General features: G+C 52.0%; 20 protein-coding genes. 14 read left to right on the top strand and 6 right to left on the bottom strand.

Translation table 11 applies throughout. From position 1 onward, the window contains the following. Window positions 1-74 precede the first annotated feature (74 nt). The 10 genes from CFLAV_RS15755 (at window position 75) to CFLAV_RS15710 (ending at window position 11,147) form a co-directional block, all read left to right on the top strand. Complete coding sequence (locus CFLAV_RS15755) at window positions 75-3,119, top strand: PSD1 and planctomycete cytochrome C domain-containing protein (RefSeq protein ID WP_160164594.1); 3,045 nt, start codon at window positions 75-77, stop codon at window positions 3,117-3,119. Window position 3,120: 1 nt separating this feature from the next. Next, on the top strand, window positions 3,121-4,599 hold the full coding sequence (locus CFLAV_RS15750) for a DUF1501 domain-containing protein (protein WP_007415763.1): 1,479 nt from the start codon (window positions 3,121-3,123) through the stop codon (window positions 4,597-4,599). Window positions 4,600-4,708: 109 nt separating this feature from the next. Then, window positions 4,709-5,563: an aminotransferase class IV gene (locus CFLAV_RS15745; protein ID WP_007415762.1), complete on the top strand. Its 855-nt coding sequence runs from the start codon at window positions 4,709-4,711 to the stop codon at window positions 5,561-5,563. Window positions 5,564-5,849: 286 nt separating this feature from the next. Next, a complete protein-coding gene (rpmI, locus tag CFLAV_RS15740) occupies window positions 5,850-6,059 on the top strand; it encodes a 50S ribosomal protein L35 (protein WP_007415761.1) in 210 nt (69 codons plus the stop codon). Between the two features lie 30 nt (window positions 6,060-6,089). After that, window positions 6,090-6,461 (top strand): 50S ribosomal protein L20, encoded by a 372-nt coding sequence (gene rplT, locus CFLAV_RS15735; protein ID WP_007415760.1) that lies wholly within the window; start codon window positions 6,090-6,092, stop codon window positions 6,459-6,461. Between the two features lie 75 nt (window positions 6,462-6,536). After that, entirely contained in the window at window positions 6,537-7,541 is a 1,005-nt protein-coding gene (gene pheS / locus CFLAV_RS15730) for a phenylalanine--tRNA ligase subunit alpha (protein WP_007415759.1), read from the top strand. A gap of 13 nt (window positions 7,542-7,554) precedes the next feature. Continuing rightward, window positions 7,555-9,435 carry a phenylalanine--tRNA ligase subunit beta gene (gene pheT / locus CFLAV_RS15725; RefSeq protein ID WP_007415758.1) on the top strand — a complete coding sequence of 627 codons (1,881 nt, stop codon included), beginning with the start codon at window positions 7,555-7,557 and terminating at the stop codon, window positions 9,433-9,435. After that, window positions 9,410-9,991, top strand: coding sequence for a phenylalanine--tRNA ligase subunit beta-related protein (locus tag CFLAV_RS36140; protein ID WP_007415757.1), 582 nt, complete (start codon window positions 9,410-9,412; stop codon window positions 9,989-9,991). Before pheT ends, CFLAV_RS36140 begins: the two co-directional genes overlap by 26 nt. Window positions 9,992-10,478: 487 nt before the next feature. Next, window positions 10,479-10,640: a DUF1328 domain-containing protein gene (locus CFLAV_RS34170; protein WP_007415755.1), complete on the top strand. Its 162-nt coding sequence runs from the start codon at window positions 10,479-10,481 to the stop codon at window positions 10,638-10,640. A gap of 66 nt (window positions 10,641-10,706) precedes the next feature. Continuing rightward, window positions 10,707-11,147 (top strand): sll1863 family stress response protein, encoded by a 441-nt coding sequence (locus CFLAV_RS15710; protein WP_150107448.1) that lies wholly within the window; start codon window positions 10,707-10,709, stop codon window positions 11,145-11,147. 128 nt (window positions 11,148-11,275) lie between these two features. On the opposite strand, the gene CFLAV_RS36960 is transcribed toward CFLAV_RS15710, so the two are convergent. Next, on the bottom strand, window positions 11,276-11,401 hold the full coding sequence (locus CFLAV_RS36960) for a hypothetical protein (protein WP_007415753.1): 126 nt from the start codon (window positions 11,399-11,401) through the stop codon (window positions 11,276-11,278). A gap of 63 nt (window positions 11,402-11,464) precedes the next feature. On the opposite strand from CFLAV_RS36960, the gene CFLAV_RS15705 reads away from it, so the two are divergent. Both CFLAV_RS15705 and CFLAV_RS15700 read left to right on the top strand, forming a co-directional pair. After that, complete coding sequence (locus CFLAV_RS15705; protein WP_007415752.1) at window positions 11,465-12,808, top strand: sigma-54-dependent transcriptional regulator; 1,344 nt, start codon at window positions 11,465-11,467, stop codon at window positions 12,806-12,808. Window positions 12,809-12,900: 92 nt separating this feature from the next. After that, a complete protein-coding gene (locus tag CFLAV_RS15700) occupies window positions 12,901-14,751 on the top strand; it encodes a HAMP domain-containing sensor histidine kinase (protein ID WP_007415751.1) in 1,851 nt (616 codons plus the stop codon). A 28-nt stretch (window positions 14,752-14,779) separates the two neighbouring features. On the opposite strand, the gene CFLAV_RS15695 is transcribed toward CFLAV_RS15700, so the two are convergent. From CFLAV_RS15695 to nadC, 5 genes are all read right to left on the bottom strand, one after another. Then, window positions 14,780-15,910: a mannose-1-phosphate guanylyltransferase gene (locus CFLAV_RS15695; protein WP_007415750.1), complete on the bottom strand. Its 1,131-nt coding sequence runs from the start codon at window positions 15,908-15,910 to the stop codon at window positions 14,780-14,782. A gap of 86 nt (window positions 15,911-15,996) precedes the next feature. Beyond that, complete coding sequence (gene trpA / locus CFLAV_RS15690; RefSeq protein WP_007415749.1) at window positions 15,997-16,758, bottom strand: tryptophan synthase subunit alpha; 762 nt, start codon at window positions 16,756-16,758, stop codon at window positions 15,997-15,999. Window positions 16,759-16,822: 64 nt separating this feature from the next. Beyond that, the gene (locus tag CFLAV_RS15685) at window positions 16,823-17,596 is read right to left on the bottom strand and encodes a type III pantothenate kinase (RefSeq protein WP_007415748.1); all 774 of its coding nucleotides are present in this window, start codon (window positions 17,594-17,596) and stop codon (window positions 16,823-16,825) included. Window positions 17,597-17,623: 27 nt separating this feature from the next. Next, window positions 17,624-18,601, bottom strand: a complete 978-nt coding sequence (locus tag CFLAV_RS15680) for a biotin--[acetyl-CoA-carboxylase] ligase (protein WP_007415747.1) — start codon at window positions 18,599-18,601, stop codon at window positions 17,624-17,626. A 7-nt stretch (window positions 18,602-18,608) separates the two neighbouring features. After that, window positions 18,609-19,463 carry a carboxylating nicotinate-nucleotide diphosphorylase gene (gene nadC, locus CFLAV_RS15675; protein ID WP_007415746.1) on the bottom strand — a complete coding sequence of 285 codons (855 nt, stop codon included), beginning with the start codon at window positions 19,461-19,463 and terminating at the stop codon, window positions 18,609-18,611. Between the two features lie 102 nt (window positions 19,464-19,565). Between nadC and CFLAV_RS15670 the strand changes: the two genes are divergently transcribed. Both CFLAV_RS15670 and msrP read left to right on the top strand, forming a co-directional pair. Continuing rightward, window positions 19,566-20,258, top strand: coding sequence for an SGNH/GDSL hydrolase family protein (locus tag CFLAV_RS15670; protein ID WP_007415745.1), 693 nt, complete (start codon window positions 19,566-19,568; stop codon window positions 20,256-20,258). 57 nt (window positions 20,259-20,315) lie between these two features. After that, a complete protein-coding gene (msrP, locus tag CFLAV_RS15665) occupies window positions 20,316-21,317 on the top strand; it encodes a protein-methionine-sulfoxide reductase catalytic subunit MsrP (RefSeq protein ID WP_007415744.1) in 1,002 nt (333 codons plus the stop codon). Window positions 21,318-21,328: the final 11 nt, after the last annotated feature.

Raw genomic sequence — 21,328 nt, 5'->3', positions numbered from 1 at the left:
ACGTTGCGAGGCGTCCTATCTTCACTCGGACTCCTGAGTTTATGCGGCGACGCGCGTTAGCTGTCATCTTTTACATGTTAGGAATCTGCCTTGCCGTTGATTCGGCCAGGGGAGCCAGTGACTTGCCACCTGCCGCCAGCATCAAGGTAGATTTCGCTCACGATATTCAACCCATCCTGGAAAAACATTGTTTTGATTGTCACAGTGCGAAGAAGCAAAAGAGCGGTTTGCGATTGGACGACAAGGATAGCGTTCTGCGCGGCGGGGATTCCGGCAAGCCCGCGCTTGTTGCTGGTAAAAGTCGTGACAGTCAATTGATCCTGCGTGTGGCTGGTTTGGTTGCCCAAGATGAAATCATGCCCCCAAAAGGTGAGCGGCTCACTCCGACACAGATCGGGTTGCTCGAAGCGTGGATTGATCAGGGGGCTTCTTTTCCAGCGAACAGCACCGGTCCGAAGAAACATTGGGCTTACGTAAAACCTAAACGTCCCGAGCCGCCCAAGGTCAAAAACTCCCGCTGGGTGCGAAACCCAATCGATAATTTTATCCTCGCCCGGTTGCAGAAGGAAAACTTAAAGCCATCCGCCGAAGCAGATCGAGCGACTTTGATTCGCCGACTCAGTTTGGATTTGACCGGGTTGCCACCGGACATCGAAGAGGTGGACGCCTTCGTGGCTGACAAGAGCAAGGATGCCTACGAAAAGTTGGTGGAACGTCTCCTTGCAACACCGCATTATGGAGAGAAGTGGGCGCGACACTGGCTGGACCTCGCCCGTTATGCCGACACCACCGGTTACGAAAGAGACCCGGCCCGCAGCATGTGGCTGTATCGCGATTGGGTCATCAATGCTTTCAACCGCGATGTTCCGTTTGATCAATTCACCATTGAGCAACTCGCCGGGGACATGCTGCCGAACCCAACAATTGAGCAACAGATCGCCAGCGGTTTTCATCGCAACACGATGTTGAACACCGAAGGAGGCGTGGACAAGGAACAAGCCCGGGTTGAAACCATCGTGGATCGCGTGAACACCACATCAACTGTCTGGCTTGGATCGACACTGGCTTGCGCTCAATGTCACACGCATAAATACGATCCCTTCACATTGAAGGAATACTACCAGCTATTCGCCTTCTTCAACAACGCTGACGAACCAGACCTAAGTGTTCCCACCTCCCGGCAAACCTCCCGGTTGAAGGAAATACAAACTGAAACCACCCGTCTGGATGCTGAATTCAAAAAGGAAACTCCGGAGTTAGCTGCCGTGCAGATCGTTTGGGAGAAGAGACAACTCGCCGAAGCGATTCCATGGGCCACACTGGACCCGACTTCGTTTACTTCGGCTGGAGGAGCCAAATTTACAAAGCTCGAGGATAAGTCATTGCTTGCGAGCGGCATAAATCCTTCCAACGATACTTACACGGTCACGGCCGGGACCGTTTTGCGAAACATCACTGGTTTGCGTCTGGAAATTATTCCTGATGCGAGCCTGCCCGATCAATCTTCCGGCCGTCGTTCGAACGGCAGTTTTGTGCTGAATCGTTTCGAAGTTGCTGCTGCTCCCAGGGACAACTCGCAAGCTGCCCAATCAATTACTCTGAAAACAGCCATTGCCGATTACACTTCGGAAGGACGCAAGCTGACCACACTACTTGATGGCAAAGCTGATGCTGGCTGGCCAACCTCCGCTGATCATGCAGACTTCAAGACTGAACATGCGGCATATTTCGAATGCGAAAAACCGATCAATTTTACCAATGGCACACTGCTCACCATCACCCTCAGGCATGCTTCGAAATGGCCTGAGGCAAACATCGGACGTTTCCGCTTGGCCATAACAACCAACGTAAATCCAACCGCAGCCTCCAAGTTGCCGGTTGCGGTGCTGAACGCCCTTACGGTTGCGCCTGATCAGCGAAATGAAAAGCAGAAGGCAGAGGTGCTGAGCCGCTTCAGGGTGGATGCACCCGAATTGAAGGTGATTCGACAACAACTGGCCGACCTGCGCAAGGAGGAGACTGAACTCAAGAAGCAGATTCCCACCACTCTCGTGATGAAGGAGCGCGAAGCCCCGCGTGAAACGCACATTTTTATGCGCGGCAATTTTCTCAATGTCGGCGATCGCGTTTATGCCAACGTCCCGGCAGCATTGCCATCGCTTCCTGCAAACCAACCAACGAATCGCCTGACACTCGCGCACTGGCTCATCAGTCCCGAGAATCCGCTGACCGCCCGAGTTACTGTCAACCGTATCTGGGAACAATACTTTGGTCATGGAATTGTGGAAACGGTTGAAGATTTCGGCAGTCAGGGCGAAGCTCCCACTCATCCCGAACTGCTTGACTGGCTCGCCACGGAATTCATTCGCCAAGGCTGGAGTATGAAAGCCATGCATCGTCTGATTGTGACCTCGGCCGCTTATCGCCAGGTTTCCAAAGCTTCACCGGAACTCCTTGAACGCGATCCTTACAATCGATTGTTGGCGCGCGGCCCCCGTTTCCGCGTTCCTGCCGAAGGCGTTCGCGACATCACCCTCAAAGCAAGTGGGCTGCTTAGCTCAAAGATCGGCGGCCCCAGTGTTTTCCCCTATCAACCGGACGGCATTTGGACCCAGATTTACAGCGGCGACAAATGGGAAACGAGCAAAGGTGAAGACAAATATCGACGGGGTCTCTACACATTTTGGCGGCGCACCTCGCCATACCCGGCTTTCATGTCATTTGATGCTCCCAGCCGCGAACTCATCTGCACCCGTCGTCCCCGTTCCAACACTCCGCTTCAAGCGTTGGATACGATGAACGATCCTGCTTATGTTGAAGCAGCGCAGGCCCTGGCTCGGCGCGTGCTGAAAGAAGGTGGCGCGGACAATTCGAAACGGGCGGTCTATGCTTTCCGGCTTTGCATTTCGCGCCGGCCTCAAGACGGGGAACTTAAACGCATCCTTGCCCTCTACGAACAGGAACTCACCCGGTTTAAGAACGATCACGCCGCTGCTGAAAAGATGGCGACCAGTGAACTGGGCAAGGCTCCTGAGGGACTGGGGGTTGACGAACTGGCGGCATGGACTGTCGTCGCGAACGTCCTTCTCAACCTGGACGAGACCATTACCAAGGGATAATATGAATTGCCAATCAACCCCGCTCTCACAACAAAAGCTTCACGGCCTCACGCGCCGTCATTTCTTTAGCAAGTGCGCCTGGGGCATTGGCAGCGTAGCTCTTGCTTCGATGCTCGACGACAAACTTTTTGCAGCCACGAAGTCGGCCCACAGCCTGATCAACCCACTGTCACCCAAAGCACCTCATTTCACTCCTAAAGCGAAGCGGGTGATTTATTTGTTCATGGAGGGAGCGCCCTCTCAACTCGACCTCTTCGATTACAAACCAAAGTTGGAGCCCTTGAACATGAAGCCTTGTCCCGAGGAGATGATCAAGGGCGAAAGGTTTGCCTTCATCAAGGGAGTTCCCAAAATTCTTGCCACGCCACATAAATTTGCGAGGCATGGCAAATGCGGCATGGAGCTTTCCGAGCTGCTGCCACATCTGGCAACCGTCGCTGACGATATCACTTTGGTCCGGTCAATGGTCACTGACGCTTTTAATCATGCGCCCGCCCAAATTTTTCTGAATTCCGGCTCCACGCAGATTGGTCGTCCGAGCATGGGCTCGTGGTTAAACTACGGTCTTGGCAGTGAATCGCAGGATCTTCCCGGTTTCGTCGTGATGCTTTCCGGCGGTGGCCAACCCAGCGGCGGCACAGCGTGTTGGAGTAGCGGTTTCCTGCCCACGGTTTATCAAGGCGTACAATTTCGGTCCCAAGGCGATCCAGTGCTTTTCCTTTCCAATCCTGCAGGCATGAGCGTGCAGGACCGACGCCGCGCACTCGACGCTCTGCATGACCTGAATGAAATGGAGCTGAATGCCACCGGCGATCCCGAAATTGCCACACGTATCAACTCCTTTGAGATGGCGTACAAGATGCAGACCAGCGCACCGGAGTTGATGGACATTTCCAAGGAACCTCAATACATCCACGAAATGTATGGCACCGAGCCAGGAAAAGTTGCGTTCGCCAACAATTGTCTGCTGGCGCGCCGCCTGATCGAACGTGGCTCGCGATTTGTACAACTCTACCATCGCGGCTGGGATCACCATGGCACGGCTCCCAATACAGATATCGTCAATCCAGAGGGACTTCCCAAGCAATGTCGTGAAACTGATCGGCCAATGGCCGCTCTCATCAAAGACCTAAAACAACGAGGATTACTTGAAGATACGCTCGTCATTTGGGGCGGTGAGTTCGGTCGCACGCCCATGAACGAAGAGCGCGACGGTTCAAAATACCTTGGTCGCGACCATCACCCAAAAGCATTCAGTCTCTGGATGGCTGGCGGCGGAATCAAAGGAGGTTATACCCATGGTGCCACCGATGATTTTGGCTACAACGTGGTCGAGGGCAAGGTCCACGTTCACGATTTACAAGCTACCATTCTCCACTGCCTTGGGCTCGAACACACCAAACTCACCTATCGATTCCAAGGCCGCGACTTTCGGCTCACCGATGTTCATGGCGAGGTGGTGAAGGCGCTTCTTGCTTAAACGGAGCTGCAGTGCTCAATCTCTCCTTTACAGGCTAACTGCACAGCCCTTAGCTTAAAAAGCCGGAAGGCACACTAAGCGTGAAGATTTGATGCTTCAGAGAATACCGATGATCGTATTTCTAAACGGCCAGTTTGTTCCCGAAGAGAAGGCAGTGATATCTGTCTTCGATCGCGGCTTCTTGTACGGCGATGGTTTGTTCGAAGCCTTCCGCATTTGCAGAGGGAAACCGTTTTTGTGGGAGCAACACATGCGCCGTTTGCAGCAAGGCATTGATTTATTGAAGCTGCCAATGCCCTACACGTCAGGGCAACTCCGCGAACATGCCGCAGAGTTGATAAGGCAAAACGAGATGCCGGATTCCATTTTGCGCCTCATCATTTCCCGGGGCATCGGCGCACGCGGCTATTCACCCAAAGGTGCGGATCATCCCTCTGTGGTTATGTCGTTGCATCCTGCGCCCGTGATCGATCCAGGGCACCCGCCACAGTGGACTCTCATTACCTCCTCGGTCCGGTTGCCAGCCAATGATCCGCTCACCCAATCCAAAACCTGCAACAAACTCTCGCAGGTGCTCGCCCGTTCCGAGGCTGATGCTCATGGTGCGAATGAAGCTCTCCTGCTCGCCACCTCCGGTGAAGTGGCTGAGGCATCCAGCAGCAATCTATTTTGGATCGAGCATGGCACAGTTTGCACCCCTCCCCTGGCGGGCACGATTCTTCCCGGGGTAACCCGCGCCATGGTGCTTGAGCTTTGTGAGAGGCTCAACATCCCCGCCATGCAGACCACCACCACTCCGGGAAAATTGCTCCAATCCCAGGGAGTTTTTCTTTCGTTAAGTTCCTGGGGAATTGTTGAGGCTGTCACCTTGGATGGAAACAACCTCCAACGTTCCCCATTGCTCAAACCGATACGAGACGCCTACAATAAGGCGCTTGAAGAGCACTCCGGTTTGCAGGCCTAACTATTTGAACTGAACTATTTTCCTCGAAAAACGCACCTCTTCGATTGCGAATATCCGTAATTGGATCAATCCCGGCGTGTTGTTTGACTGGACAAAGATCGGTTTGCCTGCGAGTTTGCCAAAAGATTGAGGTGCAAACACCACAGTTTCGTGCTAAATAATCCCTCTTTAAGAGCTTAGTGCAATACTGATAAGGGTTTTGGGCTGGAAGAAAGCGAAAAATACCGCTTGATTCGTCTTCCGGCACACCCTATATTGCGCGCTCTTTTGGAAAGAATGTGAATTTATGAGACGCCCCAAAGGTATCAAAACGAAGAAGTCCGTAGCTAAACGCTTTAAGATCACCGCCACCGGCAAGGTCATGCGTTCCCGCGCCGGCAGACGCCACTTGCTCGCATCGAAGAATGCAAAACGCCGTCGTAACCTCGGCACCTCCAAGGAAGTCGATTCCACCGACACTTATCGTATCAAGCAGAACCTGCCCTTCAGCCGTTAACCGAATTTCAATCTCAACTGATTATTTTTTATGCGAGTTACTAATGCCCCAGCTTCGCGCAAGCGCCGCATACGCACAATTAAAGCGGCCAAAGGCTTTCGCGGTCGCCGTTCCAAATTGTACCGTTACGCCGCAGATGCGACGGATCACGGCAAGCAATACGCTTTCCGCGACCGCCGTGCCAAGAAGCGCACCTTCCGCCAACTCTGGCAGGCGCGCATCAATGCTTCCGCCCGCGCGGCTGGCACCACCTACAGCCGCTTCATGGAAGGCCTCAAAGCCGCCAAAGTCGCGCTGGATCGCAAGGTCCTGGCCGACATTGCTGCCACCGACAATGCAGCATTTGGCGAATTGGTCAAAGTTGCCCAAAACGCGTTGAAGACCAAAGCCGCCAAGGCTTAATTCACAATCCATTTTGATTCAACCAACGGGCGACCAGTCTCTGGACGCCCGTTTTTTATTGAACCGATCGAATTTATGTCATTCCTGGATCAAATTGAACCGCTCAAGCAGGCTGCCATTGCTGACCTCCACGCCGCCACCGATCTCGGAGCATTGGAGCAAACCAAAGGCTCCTATCTTGGCGCACAAGGCAAGTTCACCGGCTTGATGAAGCAACTCGGGACTCTCTCGAAAGAGGAAAAACCAGCCGCCGGAAAGCTTATCAACCAGGCGAAGGCAGAATTGGAAGCAGCGCTCGTCGCTCGCCGCGCGGAATTGGAACTCAAAGCGGCCCTGCCGAAGGAACCGACTGATTTCACTCTGCCAGGACGTCGTCGCACATTGGGCAAGCTGCATCCCCTCACCCAGGTTACCGAGGATATCGTTCGCGCATTTCGCAAAATTGGATTCGCAGTCGCGGACGGTCCGGAGATTGAGGATGAATACCATTGCTTCGACGCGCTCAACACCCCGGCCGATCATCCCGCCCGTGATTCGCAGGATACTTTTTATCTGGCCACGCCAAACCGGCAGTTGCTGCGCACACATACTTCCTCCGTCCAGATTCGTGTGATGGAGAAGCAACCACCGCCCGTGCGCATCATTGCTCCGGGACGCGTTTATCGCCGGGACAATGCGGACGCCACACATAATCCGACCTTCCAACAGATTGAAGGCCTTTACGTTGACAAGCGCGTGACCATTGGGGATTTGAAGGGCACGGTGGAATTCGTTTTTCAGGAATTATTGGGAAACGATGTGCGAGTCCGGTTTCGCCCACATTACTTTTCATATACAGAGCCAAGTTTTGAAATCGATTTTTCGAGCGCGATGGTTCGAAAGATGGGGAAGGAATGGCTGGAAATTGCCGGCTGCGGGATGGTGCATCCCAAGGTGTTCGAAACCGTCGGCTATGATCCGGAAATCTGGACTGGCTGGGCATTTGGTTTCGGCATCGAACGCATCGCCATGCTCCGTTATGAAATCAATGACATCCGTCTCTTCTATGAGAACGATGTGCGTTTTCTGAAACAATTTTGATTCGATTTATCCCATGAAAGTCACTCTCAACTGGCTTAAGCAATACGTGGATTTCAACTGGTCGCCCGAGCAATTGGCGGATCGCCTGACGATGATTGGCATCGAGGTGGAGGGCGTGGAAAAGCTCGGCGGCGAATTTGAAGGAGTTGTAGTCGCGCAGGTCATCACCAAAGACAAGCACCCGAATGCCGATCGTCTCTCGCTTTGTCGGGTCAACGACGGCATGACCGAACGCCAGATCGTTTGCGGCGCACAGAATTTCAGTGCTGGTGACAAGGTGCCGCTAATTCTTCCCGGAGCCTCCCTGCCCGCCAAGCCCGGTGAGCAGCCTTTCACCATCAAGGTGGGCAAGATTCGCGGTGTGGAATCTCAAGGCATGCTCTGCTCACCTCAAGAACTCGGCCTGCCGGACCAGGTGGATGGACTTTTGATTCTCTCTCCCGACGCCAAGGTGGGCCAGCCTTTTGCGGAATATCTCGGTCGTTCAGCTGGAGATGTGGTGTATGACCTGGAGATCACGCCCAACCGTCCCGATTTGAACAGCGTGATTGGCATTGCCCGCGAGATCAGCGCAGTCACCGGCAATCCATTGAGGATGCCAGGCATTGAAATCCCGACGACTTCCATATCCCAAGACAAGGTGAACAGCCTGGTGGGTGTTCGCGTCGAAGATGCAGAACTCTGCCCGCGGTATTCGGCGCGCATCATTCGTGGTGTAAAAGTTGGTCCCAGCCCCGATTGGCTGCGCAACAGCCTCGAAAAGGTTGGCATTCGCAGCATCAGCAACGTTGTTGATGTGACTAATTATGTGATGCTGGAAATTGGCCAACCGTTGCACGCGTTTGATTATCACCTGTTGCAGGCAAAAGAAGGCACTCGTCCTACGATTGTGGTCCGCCGCGCCCTCGAAGGTGAAAAATTCAAAACGCTTGATGGCCAGGAACGCACATTAACAAATCAAGCCCTGCTCATCGCGGATGAAACCAAGCCAATTGCGCTTGCCGGCATCATGGGTGGACAGAACACGGAGATTAACGATCAGACAGTTGATGTCCTGATTGAGAGTGCGTATTTCAAACCGCAGAATATTCGCGCCACCTCCAAAAAGTTGGAGCTCCGCACAGAATCCTCCTACCGCTTCGAACGTGGTGCTGATGTGGGCATCTGCGATTGGGCCAGCCAGCGCGCTGCGCAACTCATTCTTCAAACGGCTGGCGGTCAGCTTTGCGAGGGAGTAATTGATGCTTACCCTCACCCGGCTCATCGCAAGGAGCTCACTCTGCGCCACCATAAAGTCAGTGACTTGATGGGAGTGAAAATTACGCCCACACAGAACCTGCAGTATCTGCGCCAACTCGGTTTGCAGGTTCCCATCCAAAATGCGGATGAATATTGCATGGTTGAAGTGCCAACCTTTCGGGTTGACCTAAAGAGTGAGATTGATCTCGTCGAGGAAATCGCCCGGATGTATGGAATCGATAATATTCCCGCCACACCTCCGCGCGGCGTCATTGGATTGAATGAGTTTGATCCCATCTTCGATGAAATCTCTGAAGCCCGTCGCCTGCTCACCGGATTGGGACTTAATGAAGCCCAGGGCCAGACATTAATTTCAGATGCTTCCGCCAGGTTGACCAGTGCCGATTTGGTTGCGTTGGAAAACCCGCTCAGCAGTGAAATGAACGTCTTGCGGCCAAGTCTGCTCCCAGGCCTGCTGGATTCGCTTCACCATAACCTAAACAGAAAGAATGGGGATGTAGCGCTATTTGAAATTGGCCGTGTCTTCACGCAAACGAATGGCCAGATTAAGGAAGAGCGTCGGGTTTCAATTGCCCTTACCGGACGGCGTCATTCCCTGTTCTGGTCAGGTGAGGACCGCGAAGCCCAAAGTTGATGTCTATGACTTAAAAGGCATTCTCGAAGAGTTCCTGGAACACTTCGGCGTGCGTGGAGTGAACCATGCCCGTCGCCCGGACAGCACCGGGCTCTTTCTTGAATCGGCCACGATTAGTCTCGGGAAGAATGCCCTTGGCGAGATGGGCCAGTTACTACCCGCTTTGGCAAAACATTATGACCTGCGCGATGCGGTGTTGCTCGCCGAGTTGAATCTCGATCTCCTGCTCGCCCGTCGCAATCAATCCAAGACCTTTAAAGCGCTTCCGGCCTATCCTGCCATTCGCCGCGACGTAGCCATGCTGGTTCCAGAAGCTACGACGCACGAAGCGGTGCTAAACACGGTCAGGCAAACCAAGCCCCAAAACCTTGAGGCGATCGAACTGTTTGACGTTTTCAGAGGGAAGAACGTCCCGGATGGACAAAAGAGCATGGCTTATGCCTTCACCTACCGCAATCCAGAGCGCACCCTGACGGATGCCGAAGTAAACGCGGCGCAGGAAAAACTGGTGGAACAGTTGAAGCGCACCATTCAGGCCACAGTTCGGGAATCGTAGCCCGCCTTTCATTTTTCAAACCGATCTTCGGCAGGCCCGCCGGAGATCGGTTTTTTTCTTCTGAATTCGAAGGAGTTGTTCGTGCATTGTGCAATTCGCTGAGACAGAGCAGTTCGCATCTTGCATGGAAACAACACCCTGGACGCGAATCAGCCAAGCTTTCTTAATATTTATTAGCTCCTGACCCGCAAGGGTTTATGTTCTACCATTCCACTTGGCACACCTTACGCTTAGTGGTGAACTTGCAACACGGAGAAGCAACCATGAATGATAAACCAGCAAAACTCGGGATGAAAGCAGCGCCTCAGGTAGCTCGCGTTATCCAGCCTGCGTGGTGGGTCGATGAGGCCAGGGAAATACACATTCGCAAGATCCACCCAATCCGTGGTCAAATTCGTTGCTCCAGTGTTGTGGCAAGTCGCCAGTCCAAGCAGGCAACTGCTTTAAAACCTCCCCAATCCCAAATCGTCCTGACAAAGGAATTGATATGTTAAGTTGGACTCTGACTTTCCTAATCATTGCGTTGCTCGCGGCGTTACTTGGTTTTACCGGCATTGCCGGCACAGCAGCGGGGATCGCGCAATTATTGTTCGCCATTTTTTTAATCATGTTTTTAGTGTCTTTAATTGTGGGTCGCAAACGGGCTTGAATGCTTGACTTTAGATTTGGTCCGAAAAATCCAACGAGTGTGAAACCATTGGAAACAAAAGAACGAATGAAAATGAATTGTTATCTTGCTGCACTGCTTATTACCACAACGGTTGTGGGGTGCACTCGTGAGGATCAATCCGCCGATGCGGCTAGTGCGGCCGCCCACAATGCGGTGCAAAAGTCAAAAGACGCACTGGGCAGTGCCAGGGATTTCGCCGGAAAGAGCAAGGATCAGGTCGTCTCAGCATTTGAAACGCAAATGAAAGACCTGGATTCCAAGATCGGTGAATTGTCAAAAAAATCTGAGAGTTACAAGGATGATGCCAAAGTTCAGGCAGACAAGACCATCTCTTCCCTGCGGGAACAAAGAGATACGGTTGGCAAAAAGTTTGATGAGTTAAAGAGTTCGAGCCAGGAAGTTTGGGACAAAGCCAAAGACGGCTGTACGACGGCATTTAACAATCTGCAGCAGGCGTATGAGAACGCCAAATCAAAGTTTAACTAAATGGGATATCTCCGCTCCGGACAATCAGCCACCCAACTTTTAACCAGCAAGCACTTGTGAAAAGAAAAGGGTTACGAAGAATCCGAGAGGGAAATAGCATGCAGGTACCGGAGATATTCAAATCAGCTTTATCGTGTAGTTACATATAAACGGACTTGTCCCACCCCCAACCCCAAACTCTGCTTCCCCTTATCCCAGAGTTTGGGGTTCTTCTTTTCCGTTCCCGCATTGGTAAAAGTCGTTCCTATTTCCATATTTTTAACACTTACCTTCTCAACTTCAATAGGCTATCATTAGCCGAAATAATTCAAAATTGTATGCGCCTGCTGATAATTGACGACGAGGCAAACATTCGGAAAACCACCGCCATAGCGCTGGAAGGCATGGGGTATGAAACCTTGGGAGCCGAAACCAGTGCCGTGGCCCTTAAAAACCTTGATGGCTCGCACTTCGATGTCGCCTTTTTGGACCTGAAGTTAGGTAGTGAAAATGGATTGGATGTTCTTCCCAAGCTGCTGAAAATCAATCCTCGTCTGGACATTGTGGTCTTTACGGCCTTTTCAACCATCGAAAACGCAGTGGAAGCAATTCGCGCTGGCGCTGTGGATTTTTTGGCAAAGCCTTTTACCCCCGACCAACTTCGGCAGGTGCTGTCAAAAATCGTTCAGCGTCGCAAGCTCGAAGGCCGTGTAGCTGAGTTGGAAACCCGTTTGTCCACAGACTCTCCCACCACTGACCTGACCACTTCCGAGCCGGCAGTACAGCGGGTTTTTGAGATTGCCTTCAAGGCTGCCGGGAGCCCGGCGACCATTATGATCCTTGGCGAAAGCGGAACCGGCAAGACGGTTTTGGCCCGGACCATTCATGAAAACAGTCCTCAGAGGGAAAATGCTTTTGTGACGGTAAGTTGCCCGAGTCTTTCCCGTGAGCTGTTGGAGAGCGAATTATTCGGCCATGTTAAAGGTGCGTTCACTGGAGCAATCACGGAAACGTGGGGCAAAGTTTCGCTCGCCGATGGCGGCACCTTGTTCATGGATGAAATTGGCGATCTACCTCTGGAGATTCAACCGAAGTTATTGCGACTTTTACAGGAAAAGGAATATGAAAGGGTCGGTGAAAACAAGATCCGTCATGCCAACGTGCGTGTGATCGCGGCAACAAATCGCAATCTTGAACAGGCGGTTCAGGAGGGCAAGTTCCGGGAAGATCTTTTCTACCGTCTGAATGTCATTTCCCTCAGTCTGCCTCCCCTGCGGGAACGTTCAGCGGACGTTCAACGGATCGCTAACGGTTACCTCCGTTTTTTCGCGAAACAATGTGGCAAACAGATCAAGGGCTTTTCGCCAGCGGCAGAACAGGCGGTCCAAAATTATAATTGGCCGGGTAATCTCCGCGAGTTGCGGAACATAGTGGAGCGAGCAGTCATCCTGGCTGGTGGCAGCCAGCTGGAAGTCATTGACCTTCCCGACAAGATGAGCCAGTCAGTGCTTCTGAATGAAAGCCGATCCACTCACTTAGGCGCCCTGATTACGCTCGAGGAGCTTGAAAACGAACACATCAGAAAGGTGATCGAACGCACCACCACCATGGAAGAGGCCGCTCAAATCCTTGGCATTGATCCCGCCACCCTTTATCGCAAACGCAAGAAAATATCACTTTGAGAAACCAACTGCCCAGCCTCGCCCTGTGGAAGAAATTCTTCTGGTGGGGGGAATTAAAATCGCACTAATTTACCAGAAAATATTCCAGCATTATGTTGCGTACACGTTTATTTTTGAGCCTGGTTCCTTTCGTGGTAATCCTGCTGGCAATTGGGATTTATGCCATCGTCCTCTTCTCACGAATTACCGCCAACGTCGATGTAAACGTCACTGGAAATTACCGCAGTGTCATTGCGGCGAAGGAAATGACCTATGCATTGGATCGCATGTGGGATCCGGTCAAGAACCTGCTCCTGGATGATCCGCAGGCCAACCGCGCGAGCAAGGGCCTGGGGAAGTCCATTTTCGAGCAAAACCGGAAGGCATTTGAAGAAAGTCTTGCGATTCACCTGGGCAATCCCAAGACGGCGGCTGCGCAGGCGGCTGATCTCCGGTTAAAAGTCTTCTACGAGGCCTTCAGGGATGCCGGCAGAAACATTCTCTCTCATACCAACCACAACACGCAGGTACAGGTATATCAGCGGAATTTGATTCCAGCACACGACGGCCTTTTCTCCGAATTGGAAAAAATTCATAACGAAAACCAAAATGCCATCCTGGCCACCACGCAAAATGTAAAGAAAATCTCCACTTACGTCACCCAGTTGATGATCATTGGAATGTTGATAGCCCTGGTAATAGCCAGCTATGCCTGTTTCCATCTCGCCCGTTCCATTCTGCAGCCCATACAAGCCCTCACGCGCGCGACCCATGAATTGGGTGAAGGAAACCTCGACCAACTGGTGCCGGTTACCACGCGTGATGAACTCGGCGACCTGGCGGAATCTTTTAACAAAATGGCCGCACGGTTGCGTGCCTATCGTGAAACCACGGCGGAGAAAATCATTCGGCTTCACAAAACCATGGAGTCCACCCTGGCCACCTTTCCTGATCCCATTTTTGTACTCAACAAGGAAGGCAGGATTGAGTTGATGAATCCGGCCGCCATGGATCTTGCCGAAGACTTGGACCTGAAAAATGAGCTGCCCGAGCGGCTGCAGAAAACGGCTCGCAAGGCGCTGGCTGATGGTGAGAGTTTCCTGCCCAACAGCTTTAAGGAAGTGGTTCACTTCAGGTTGGGGGGAGATGAACGGTTTTATTTGCCTCGCATTCTTCCGATGAGGAATGAGGATGAAGATCTCTTTGGCGTGGCGATTGTTTTGTATGATGTCACCCGCTTTCGGCTGTTGGACGATGCCAAGACCAATCTGGTCGCCACCGTCAGCCATGAAATCAGAACACCTCTGACCAGTGTCCGGATGGTGCTTCATCTTTTGCTGGAAAAAACTGTCGGCGTGTTAACTCCCAAGCAATCCGAATTGATCGAAACCGCCCGCGATGATTCAGAACGACTATTACGGATTTTGAATGACCTGCTCGATTTGACCAGGCTGGAGCAAGGCAATTCTGACCTGTACAAAGAGAAGACCTCGCCAGCTGAATTGGTCCGGCACATAAATGACATTGTGCATGATGCCGCCGCCGCACGTGAACTGAATCTCGTGTGCGAGGTGGATCCGGAATTGCCTCTCGTCTGGGTCGATCGCCAGCGCATTGACCACGTGTTCACGAACCTGTTAAACAACGCCATCAAATACTCTCCCATCGGAAGCCGCGTCATTTTCTCGGCGAGGTGGTCCGATGATTTCGATGTCCAGTTTATCGTGCGTGACTTCGGTCCTGGAATTCCGGAGGAGTATCAGGACCACATCTTTGATCGTTTCTATCGTGTGCCCGGCCAGACAAAGACCGGCGCCGGACTGGGTCTATCCATCGCACGAGAAATTGTCATCGCCCACGGGGGACGGATTGGCGTCAGGAGCTGGCCTGGCCAAGGCAGCGAGTTTTACTTTATTCTATCGGGGATGGAGAAAGAGGAGATTCAACTGGAGAAAGTTTTTTAGCCAAGCATGGTTTTTAGGGTAACTCGGTTTAAACAAGTTTTTTGTAGGCTTTATCGTTGGTGAGTTTGACCACCAATTCCTTGATTTTCTGGGCCTGGCTCTTGTGGGCGAGCAAAATGGCATCATCCGTCTGAACCAGAATCGAATCCCTCAGTCCAACCACAGCAATAGGAGTGCGGTTTTTTGTGCGGGCATCAAAGATAATATTACGTGCGGCATCGACATGAATGAAATCGCCCACGGCACAATTCCCTTCAGCATCGGGTTTCAAATGTCGCGCCAGGGCTGTCCAGGAACCGAGATCGTCCCACTCAAATGATCCGTCCGCCACTACCACGTTCTGTGCGTGTTCCATCAAAGCAAAGTCGATGGAGATTTTTTTGATGTTCGGATACTCCTTCTCCAAAACCCGCTTCAGTTTGGCGGGATTGTTGGCGACCTTGAACCAGCGCTGGCAGGCTTCGTACATTTCCGGCTGATGTTTCTGCAAGCCTTCGGTCACGGTAACAAAAGACCAAATAAACATTCCGGCATTCCAACGGTATTGCCCGCTGTTTAGATATTCCACAGCCCTGTCATAGTCAGGCTTCTCGACGAATCGCTCAGCTTTGTAGAAGGTTGTTTTGCTCGGCTTTGCACCTTCAGGAGTTGGAAGCGCTGCGCCGGTATGGATATAACCATAACCTGTGGCTGCTTCAGTTGGCTTGATGCCGATGGTCACAATAACCTGGCCCCGTGCCGCGAGATTGAATGCATCCGAAAGTACCTGCTGAAACTTTTTCTCCTCGGGAATAACATGGTCGGCGGGCAGGACTGCCATCACGGCAGTGGTTGAACGGGCGCCAACAATGGCCGCACCCAGAGTGACAGCGGCACAGGTATCGCGGCCGCATGGCTCAGCAATGATGTTTTCCTTCGGCAACTTCGGTAGTTGCTTACGCACTGTCGGCGCCTGCACTTCATTGGTGATAATGATGATGTTCTTGAGAGGCACCAGCGGTAGAACACGATCAACCGCCTGCTGTAGAAAGGAACGTTTCCCCAGCAGTGTAATGAGTTGTTTCGGTGTCTTTTGACGGCTTACGGGCCAGAATCGTTCACCCTTGCCGCCAGCCATGATGATCACGTACCGATTATTCGTATCAGTTTTGCCTCGCATAATCCTTTTTCAGCTTCAACTCTGGTTCAGAACGAGCTTAAACCAAAACTATTTCTTAATTTGCATCCGCCAGTGACTTTACAAATTCAGTGACCTTTGGGAACCAAATCCGGGCTCTTCCCATGCTGAGCAATCTGGTTCACGATTGCGCTGCCAACAACTATGGCTTCCGCGCTGGCCGCCACCGCGCGCGCCTGCTCGGGATTCGAAATTCCAAACCCGACCGCGATGGGCAATTGGGTATGAGCCCGAATCTTTGCCGTCATGGTCGAGATGGTGTCGGAAACCTTGGTTTGCATGCCGGTTACCCCTTCGCGCGAAACATAGTAGATGAATCCCATTCCACGTTTCACAATCAGCCCAATGCGATCATCCGGCGTGGTGGGGGCCACGAGATAAATCACGCAAAGTCCAGCCTCACGCATCATTGCCTCATAGTTCTCAGACTCCTCCGGCGGAAGATCGAGAACAAGCAAGCCGTCCACACCCGCAGCAGCTGCGTCCTGAATAAATTTTTGAAACCCGTGGCGATGCAGCAAGTTGAAATAAATGTAAAGGACGAGCGGTATTTTGGATTCCTTGCGAATGGATTTTATCGTCTCCAAAACCTTGGTGGGTGTGGTGCCGGACTCCAAGCCGCGTTGGGCGGCCAGTTGGTTTACCAGGCCGTCTGCCAACGGATCGCTGAAGGGGACACCCAACTCCAACACATCCACGCCGATTTTATCAAAAGCGAGCGCCAACTGGCGCGTGGCTTCAAGATTGGGATCACCAGCGCCAATATACACGACAAATCCCTTTTGCCCGCGGTTTTTCAGTCCGGCGAAGCGTTCGACAATGCGATTCATTCGGGCGGAGATTGCCAATAAAGTCGTGTTGTGTCGAGGGTTGAGAAAGTGATTGAAATCCTTGTCACCGTGATCCGGCGGTTTTCAAATTCTTATTTCCATTCCAAACGAGCCGCAACCCCTCCAGGGTGAGCAACTGGTCGACAGCAGTAATTTCCGGCAATTTCGCCGCGATCAATTCGGCGTAACCACCGGTGGCCACGACCGGCAGCCTTGAAGCTTTCAAATCGCGCTTAAGTTCGGCAATAAGTTCGCGAATGAGACCGCGATAACCGTGGACAGCGCCGATCAACATTGCCTGCCGGGTATTCTTGCCGATAACAGCTTTTTCCTCGCGAATCTTGATCCGGGGCAGTAGCGCGGTTTTTTCGTGAAGATACTCCGTCATGGCAGCCAGGCCCGGGGCAATAATGCCGCCGACATAGTTCCGCGCAACATCAACGACGTCAAAAGTCACAGCGGTGCCGAAATCGACTACGACTGCCGGAGCTCCAAAATGATGAGTGACAGCTACCGCATTTGCCAAACGATCTGGTCCAATTGTTTTTGGTTTTGGATATTCGATTCCCACTCCGCAAATCGTTCTAGGACTCAATTCAAGACAGTCCAGTCCCCAAGTCTGCTTGGCGGTCCGTTTGACTCTGGGCGTGGCACGGGGCACCACACTGCACATGGAGACTCCCTCCAGTTTATTCCTGCCGACAAACTTTTCCACCAATTTACCGGCCTCACCCTTAAACCAACTGGCAGTGGGAACATTCGCCTGCCGGATCACCCGTGACTTATCAGCCAGTCCGAGATGAGTATTGGTATTACCAATATCGAAAAGCAGTATCATGGTTTTCTTAGTGAATGAATGTAGTTTCTATTTCTCCAGCTTGACATCGCCACCAATGATTCTTTCCAGGTGGCCGTGCTGGGTGCGCACAAGCAATGCCCCATCTGTATCCAGGGACTCCGCGCAGCCTTGTATTTTTCTATCACCTACATGAATGGTGACGTTACGTCCAATGGTTGAACAGTGTTCCGCCCACTCACCAGCCACGGATTCAAACTGGCCAGAGCATACCCGCTCATAATCCCGATCCATTTCCTGAAGAATCCTGACTGCCAGTTCGGCGCGATTTATCCGCTGACCGGATTCAACCTTGAGCGAAGTGGCAATTTTACGCAGTTCGGGTGGGAAATCAGCGGCGCTCAAGTTGACGTCCACACCGACGCCAAGAATGATATATTTGACCTTGTCCAGTTCGGCGCTCAGCTCCGTAAGGATGCCGGCAACTTTCTTCCCATCTATCAAAATGTCATTGGGCCACTTAATTTCAGGCCTGACACCAGTTTGGCTGCGAATAGCCCGGAACAAGGCAGTCGCAGCCGCAATGGTCAACTGAGTCACTGAGGTGGGCCGCAACTGCGGTCGAAGCAGAATGGAAAACCATAATCCTTGACGTGCGGGCGACATCCATATGCGTCCCAACCTTCCCCTGCCCTTCGTCTGTGATTCGGCAAAGACCACGACCCCTTCCTTGACGCCATCGCGAGCGAGACGTTCGACCACATCATTGGTCGAAGTAGTCTCCTCGAAAACACGGATGTCGCGGCCAATAACTTCGGTCTTAAGACTGGAAAGCAAATCATCCGCATGCAACACATCGGGAACGCTCAACAGGCAATATCCAAGATGCGGGCTGGCCTCAATTTCATAACCCAACTTGCGCAACTCTTCAATCCGCGCCCAAATGGCCGCCCGGCTGATGCCCAGTTTCTGAGAAAGTTCCGTGCCCGCCACGCCGTTGGTTCCGGCGGCACGCAAGGCGGCGAGAATCTGAGTGTCGATTGTCATTTCAACTTTATTCTTCAAAATCCAATCCAATATCCACCGCCCGCGCCGAATGCGTGAGCGCACCTACTGAAATAAAATCAACCCCGCTTTCCGCAATCCCACGAATTGTGGATAGGTTCACTCCGCCACTGGCTTCGGTTTGGGAGCGGCCTTTGATCAATTGGATGGCGGCACGCAACTGGTCCGGATTCATGTTATCCAGGAGTATAAAGTCCGCCCCGGCGGAAGCAGCCTGCTCCACCTGCTCAAGTGTGTCCGCTTCCACTTCCACCTTGAGCTCCGGGTACTTCTCCCGCGCCCGTTTCACGGCCACTTCAATGGCATTTGGCAACTCGTCCCGCAAGGCGGCAAGATGATTGTCCTTGATTAGCACCATGTCATAAAGACCGATGCGATGATTCTGCCCTCCACCACAGGCGACCGCATATTTCTCAAAGCGCCGCCAACCGGGAGTGGTTTTGCGTGTATCCAAAATCCTGGCGCGAGTCCCCTTGATGGCTTCGACATATCGGGCAGTAATGGTCGCTACACCGGAGAGTCGTTGCACGAAATTCAGGGCGACCCGTTCTGCAGTGAGGACGGCACGCGCTGGTCCTTCAATATGTAACAGGTCTTGTCCTGCTTTGAGGGCCTTACCATCTTTTGAGCCAGTTTGAAGCTTTACGTCGGCGGAGAGTTCGCGAAAGGCAGTTTCTGCAAAGGCCAATCCTGCGACGACTAGAGGCTCGCGAGCTTTCATCACCGCTTTCAGCTTGGCGGTTTCAGGCACGGTGGAAAGGGTAGTCACATCTCCGGTGCCGACATCTTCGGCAAGAGCCTGCTTTACTGCGTGTTTGATTTCTTCATCGGATAACGAACCCATGGATTAACAATGGCTCAACCGTCCTCCGGCATGAAGTAAAAAGTGCACAAACAGGCTATATTTTGTCTTTATTTGCCATCTTCATCCAACCATTATCCAATCATGTCGATCAACCATTTATCCCGCAGAACTTTTGTTACCGCTGCCCTTCTACTTTCCCTTTTCTCAGTCACAGGTCATGCCCAGACCAAAACAAAACCAGAGCATAGTGAAACGCTGTTCGAAAAGGAAATTGCCGCGTTTGAGGCTGCGGACAAAACTAATCCTCCTCCCAAGAACGTCATCTTGTTCGTTGGTAGTTCCAGCATCCGGAAGTGGACCACCCTGACAGCGGATTTTCCCACGCATAAGGTGATCAATCGTGGATTCGGCGGCTCACATATCAGCGACTCAATTGCCTTTGCCGATCGGATTGTAATCCCCTATCAACCCAAAATGATTGTCATTTATGCCGGAGGCAATGACATTAATTATGGGAAAAGTCCTGAACAGGTTTTCAGCGACTTCAAGACATTTGTAACCAAAGTCCACGAGAAGCTGCCGCAAACAAAAATTGCTTTTATCTCCATCGCCACGAATCCTTCACGTTGGTCGGAAGTCGAAAAGGTAAAGCAGGCAAATCAATTGGTTGAAACCTTCTGCAAAGCAAACAACCTCGTCTTCATAGATGTATTTCATCCCATGCTTAGTCCGGAAGGCAAACCGCGCCCGGAAATATATGTGAGTGACCGTTTGCACATGAATGAGCAAGGATATAAGATTTGGAAACAGGTCATTGAGCCTTATCTGGACTGAGGCGGATAAATCGAAATCAAACTTTGAATATTTGCAATTCTGACTCATCTTACGTTTATGGCTAACATCATTAAACGACCCGGTTGGCACATTCCTGAAAAATTGGTGACTCCTGAGTCACTCTATTGGAATCGCCGGAGTTTTTTGAAGCAGATGGGCTTTCTGGGAGCTGGAATCCTTTCCAGCACAATGATCGGTTGTTCCAAGCCTGTATCCGAATCCGGCGGTTCAGGTTCTGGTGTTACCACCGGTGCGGTGCAGTCGGCCAAATCAGATTCTTCCAAATATCCCGCGCCGCGCAATCCCGAGTTCAATCCCGGTTGGCCACTGACGAATGAAAAGACTGCCGCCACTTACAATAATTTTTACGAGTTCTCCACGGTGAAAGATCGGGTGCACAAGCTCACTGATAAGTTTGTGACTTCACCCTGGCCCATCCAGATCGGTGGCCTGATTGAAAAACCGATGAAGGTGGATGTGCAGGAAATGATCGAGATGATGACGCTGGAGGAGCGGGTCTATCGTTTCCGTTGCGTGGAGGCCTGGGCAATGATTGTTCCCTGGACCGGGTTTCCATTGAAAAAACTGCTTGATAAAATCGCACCAAAATCCGGGGCCAGGTTTGTGCGGTTCGAAACATTCAACCGGCCTGATCAGGCGCCGGGAATTGCAAGACTGAGCGATTATCCCTGGCCCTACACGGAGGGTTTGCGTTTGGAAGAAGCCATGAACCCTCTGACCATGGTGGTGACTGGCATTTATGGCAAGCCGCTGCCGAAACAGCATGGCGCTCCCATTCGGATCATTGTTCCGTGGAAATATGGGTACAAAAGCATCAAATCGATTGTGAAGATTGATTTAGTTGAGACCCAACCGGCCACACTGTGGGAAACGCTTGCTCCCAGTGAATATCCCTTTGAATCGAACGTAAATCCGGCAGTTCCCCACCCACGTTGGTCACAAGCCACTGAGCGAATGATTGATAGTGGTGACCTGGTAAAAACCGAGCCTTTCAACGGATACGGCAAATATGTTGAGAACCTATATAAGAAAGTTTAGTCCAGAAACCT

Origin of the sequence: Pedosphaera parvula Ellin514, assembly GCF_000172555.1 — a bacterium.
Lineage (GTDB): Bacteria > Verrucomicrobiota > Verrucomicrobiia > Limisphaerales > Pedosphaeraceae > Pedosphaera.
Note: the sequence above shows the minus strand (reverse complement) of the source record. Positions and strands in the feature narration are given on the sequence as shown.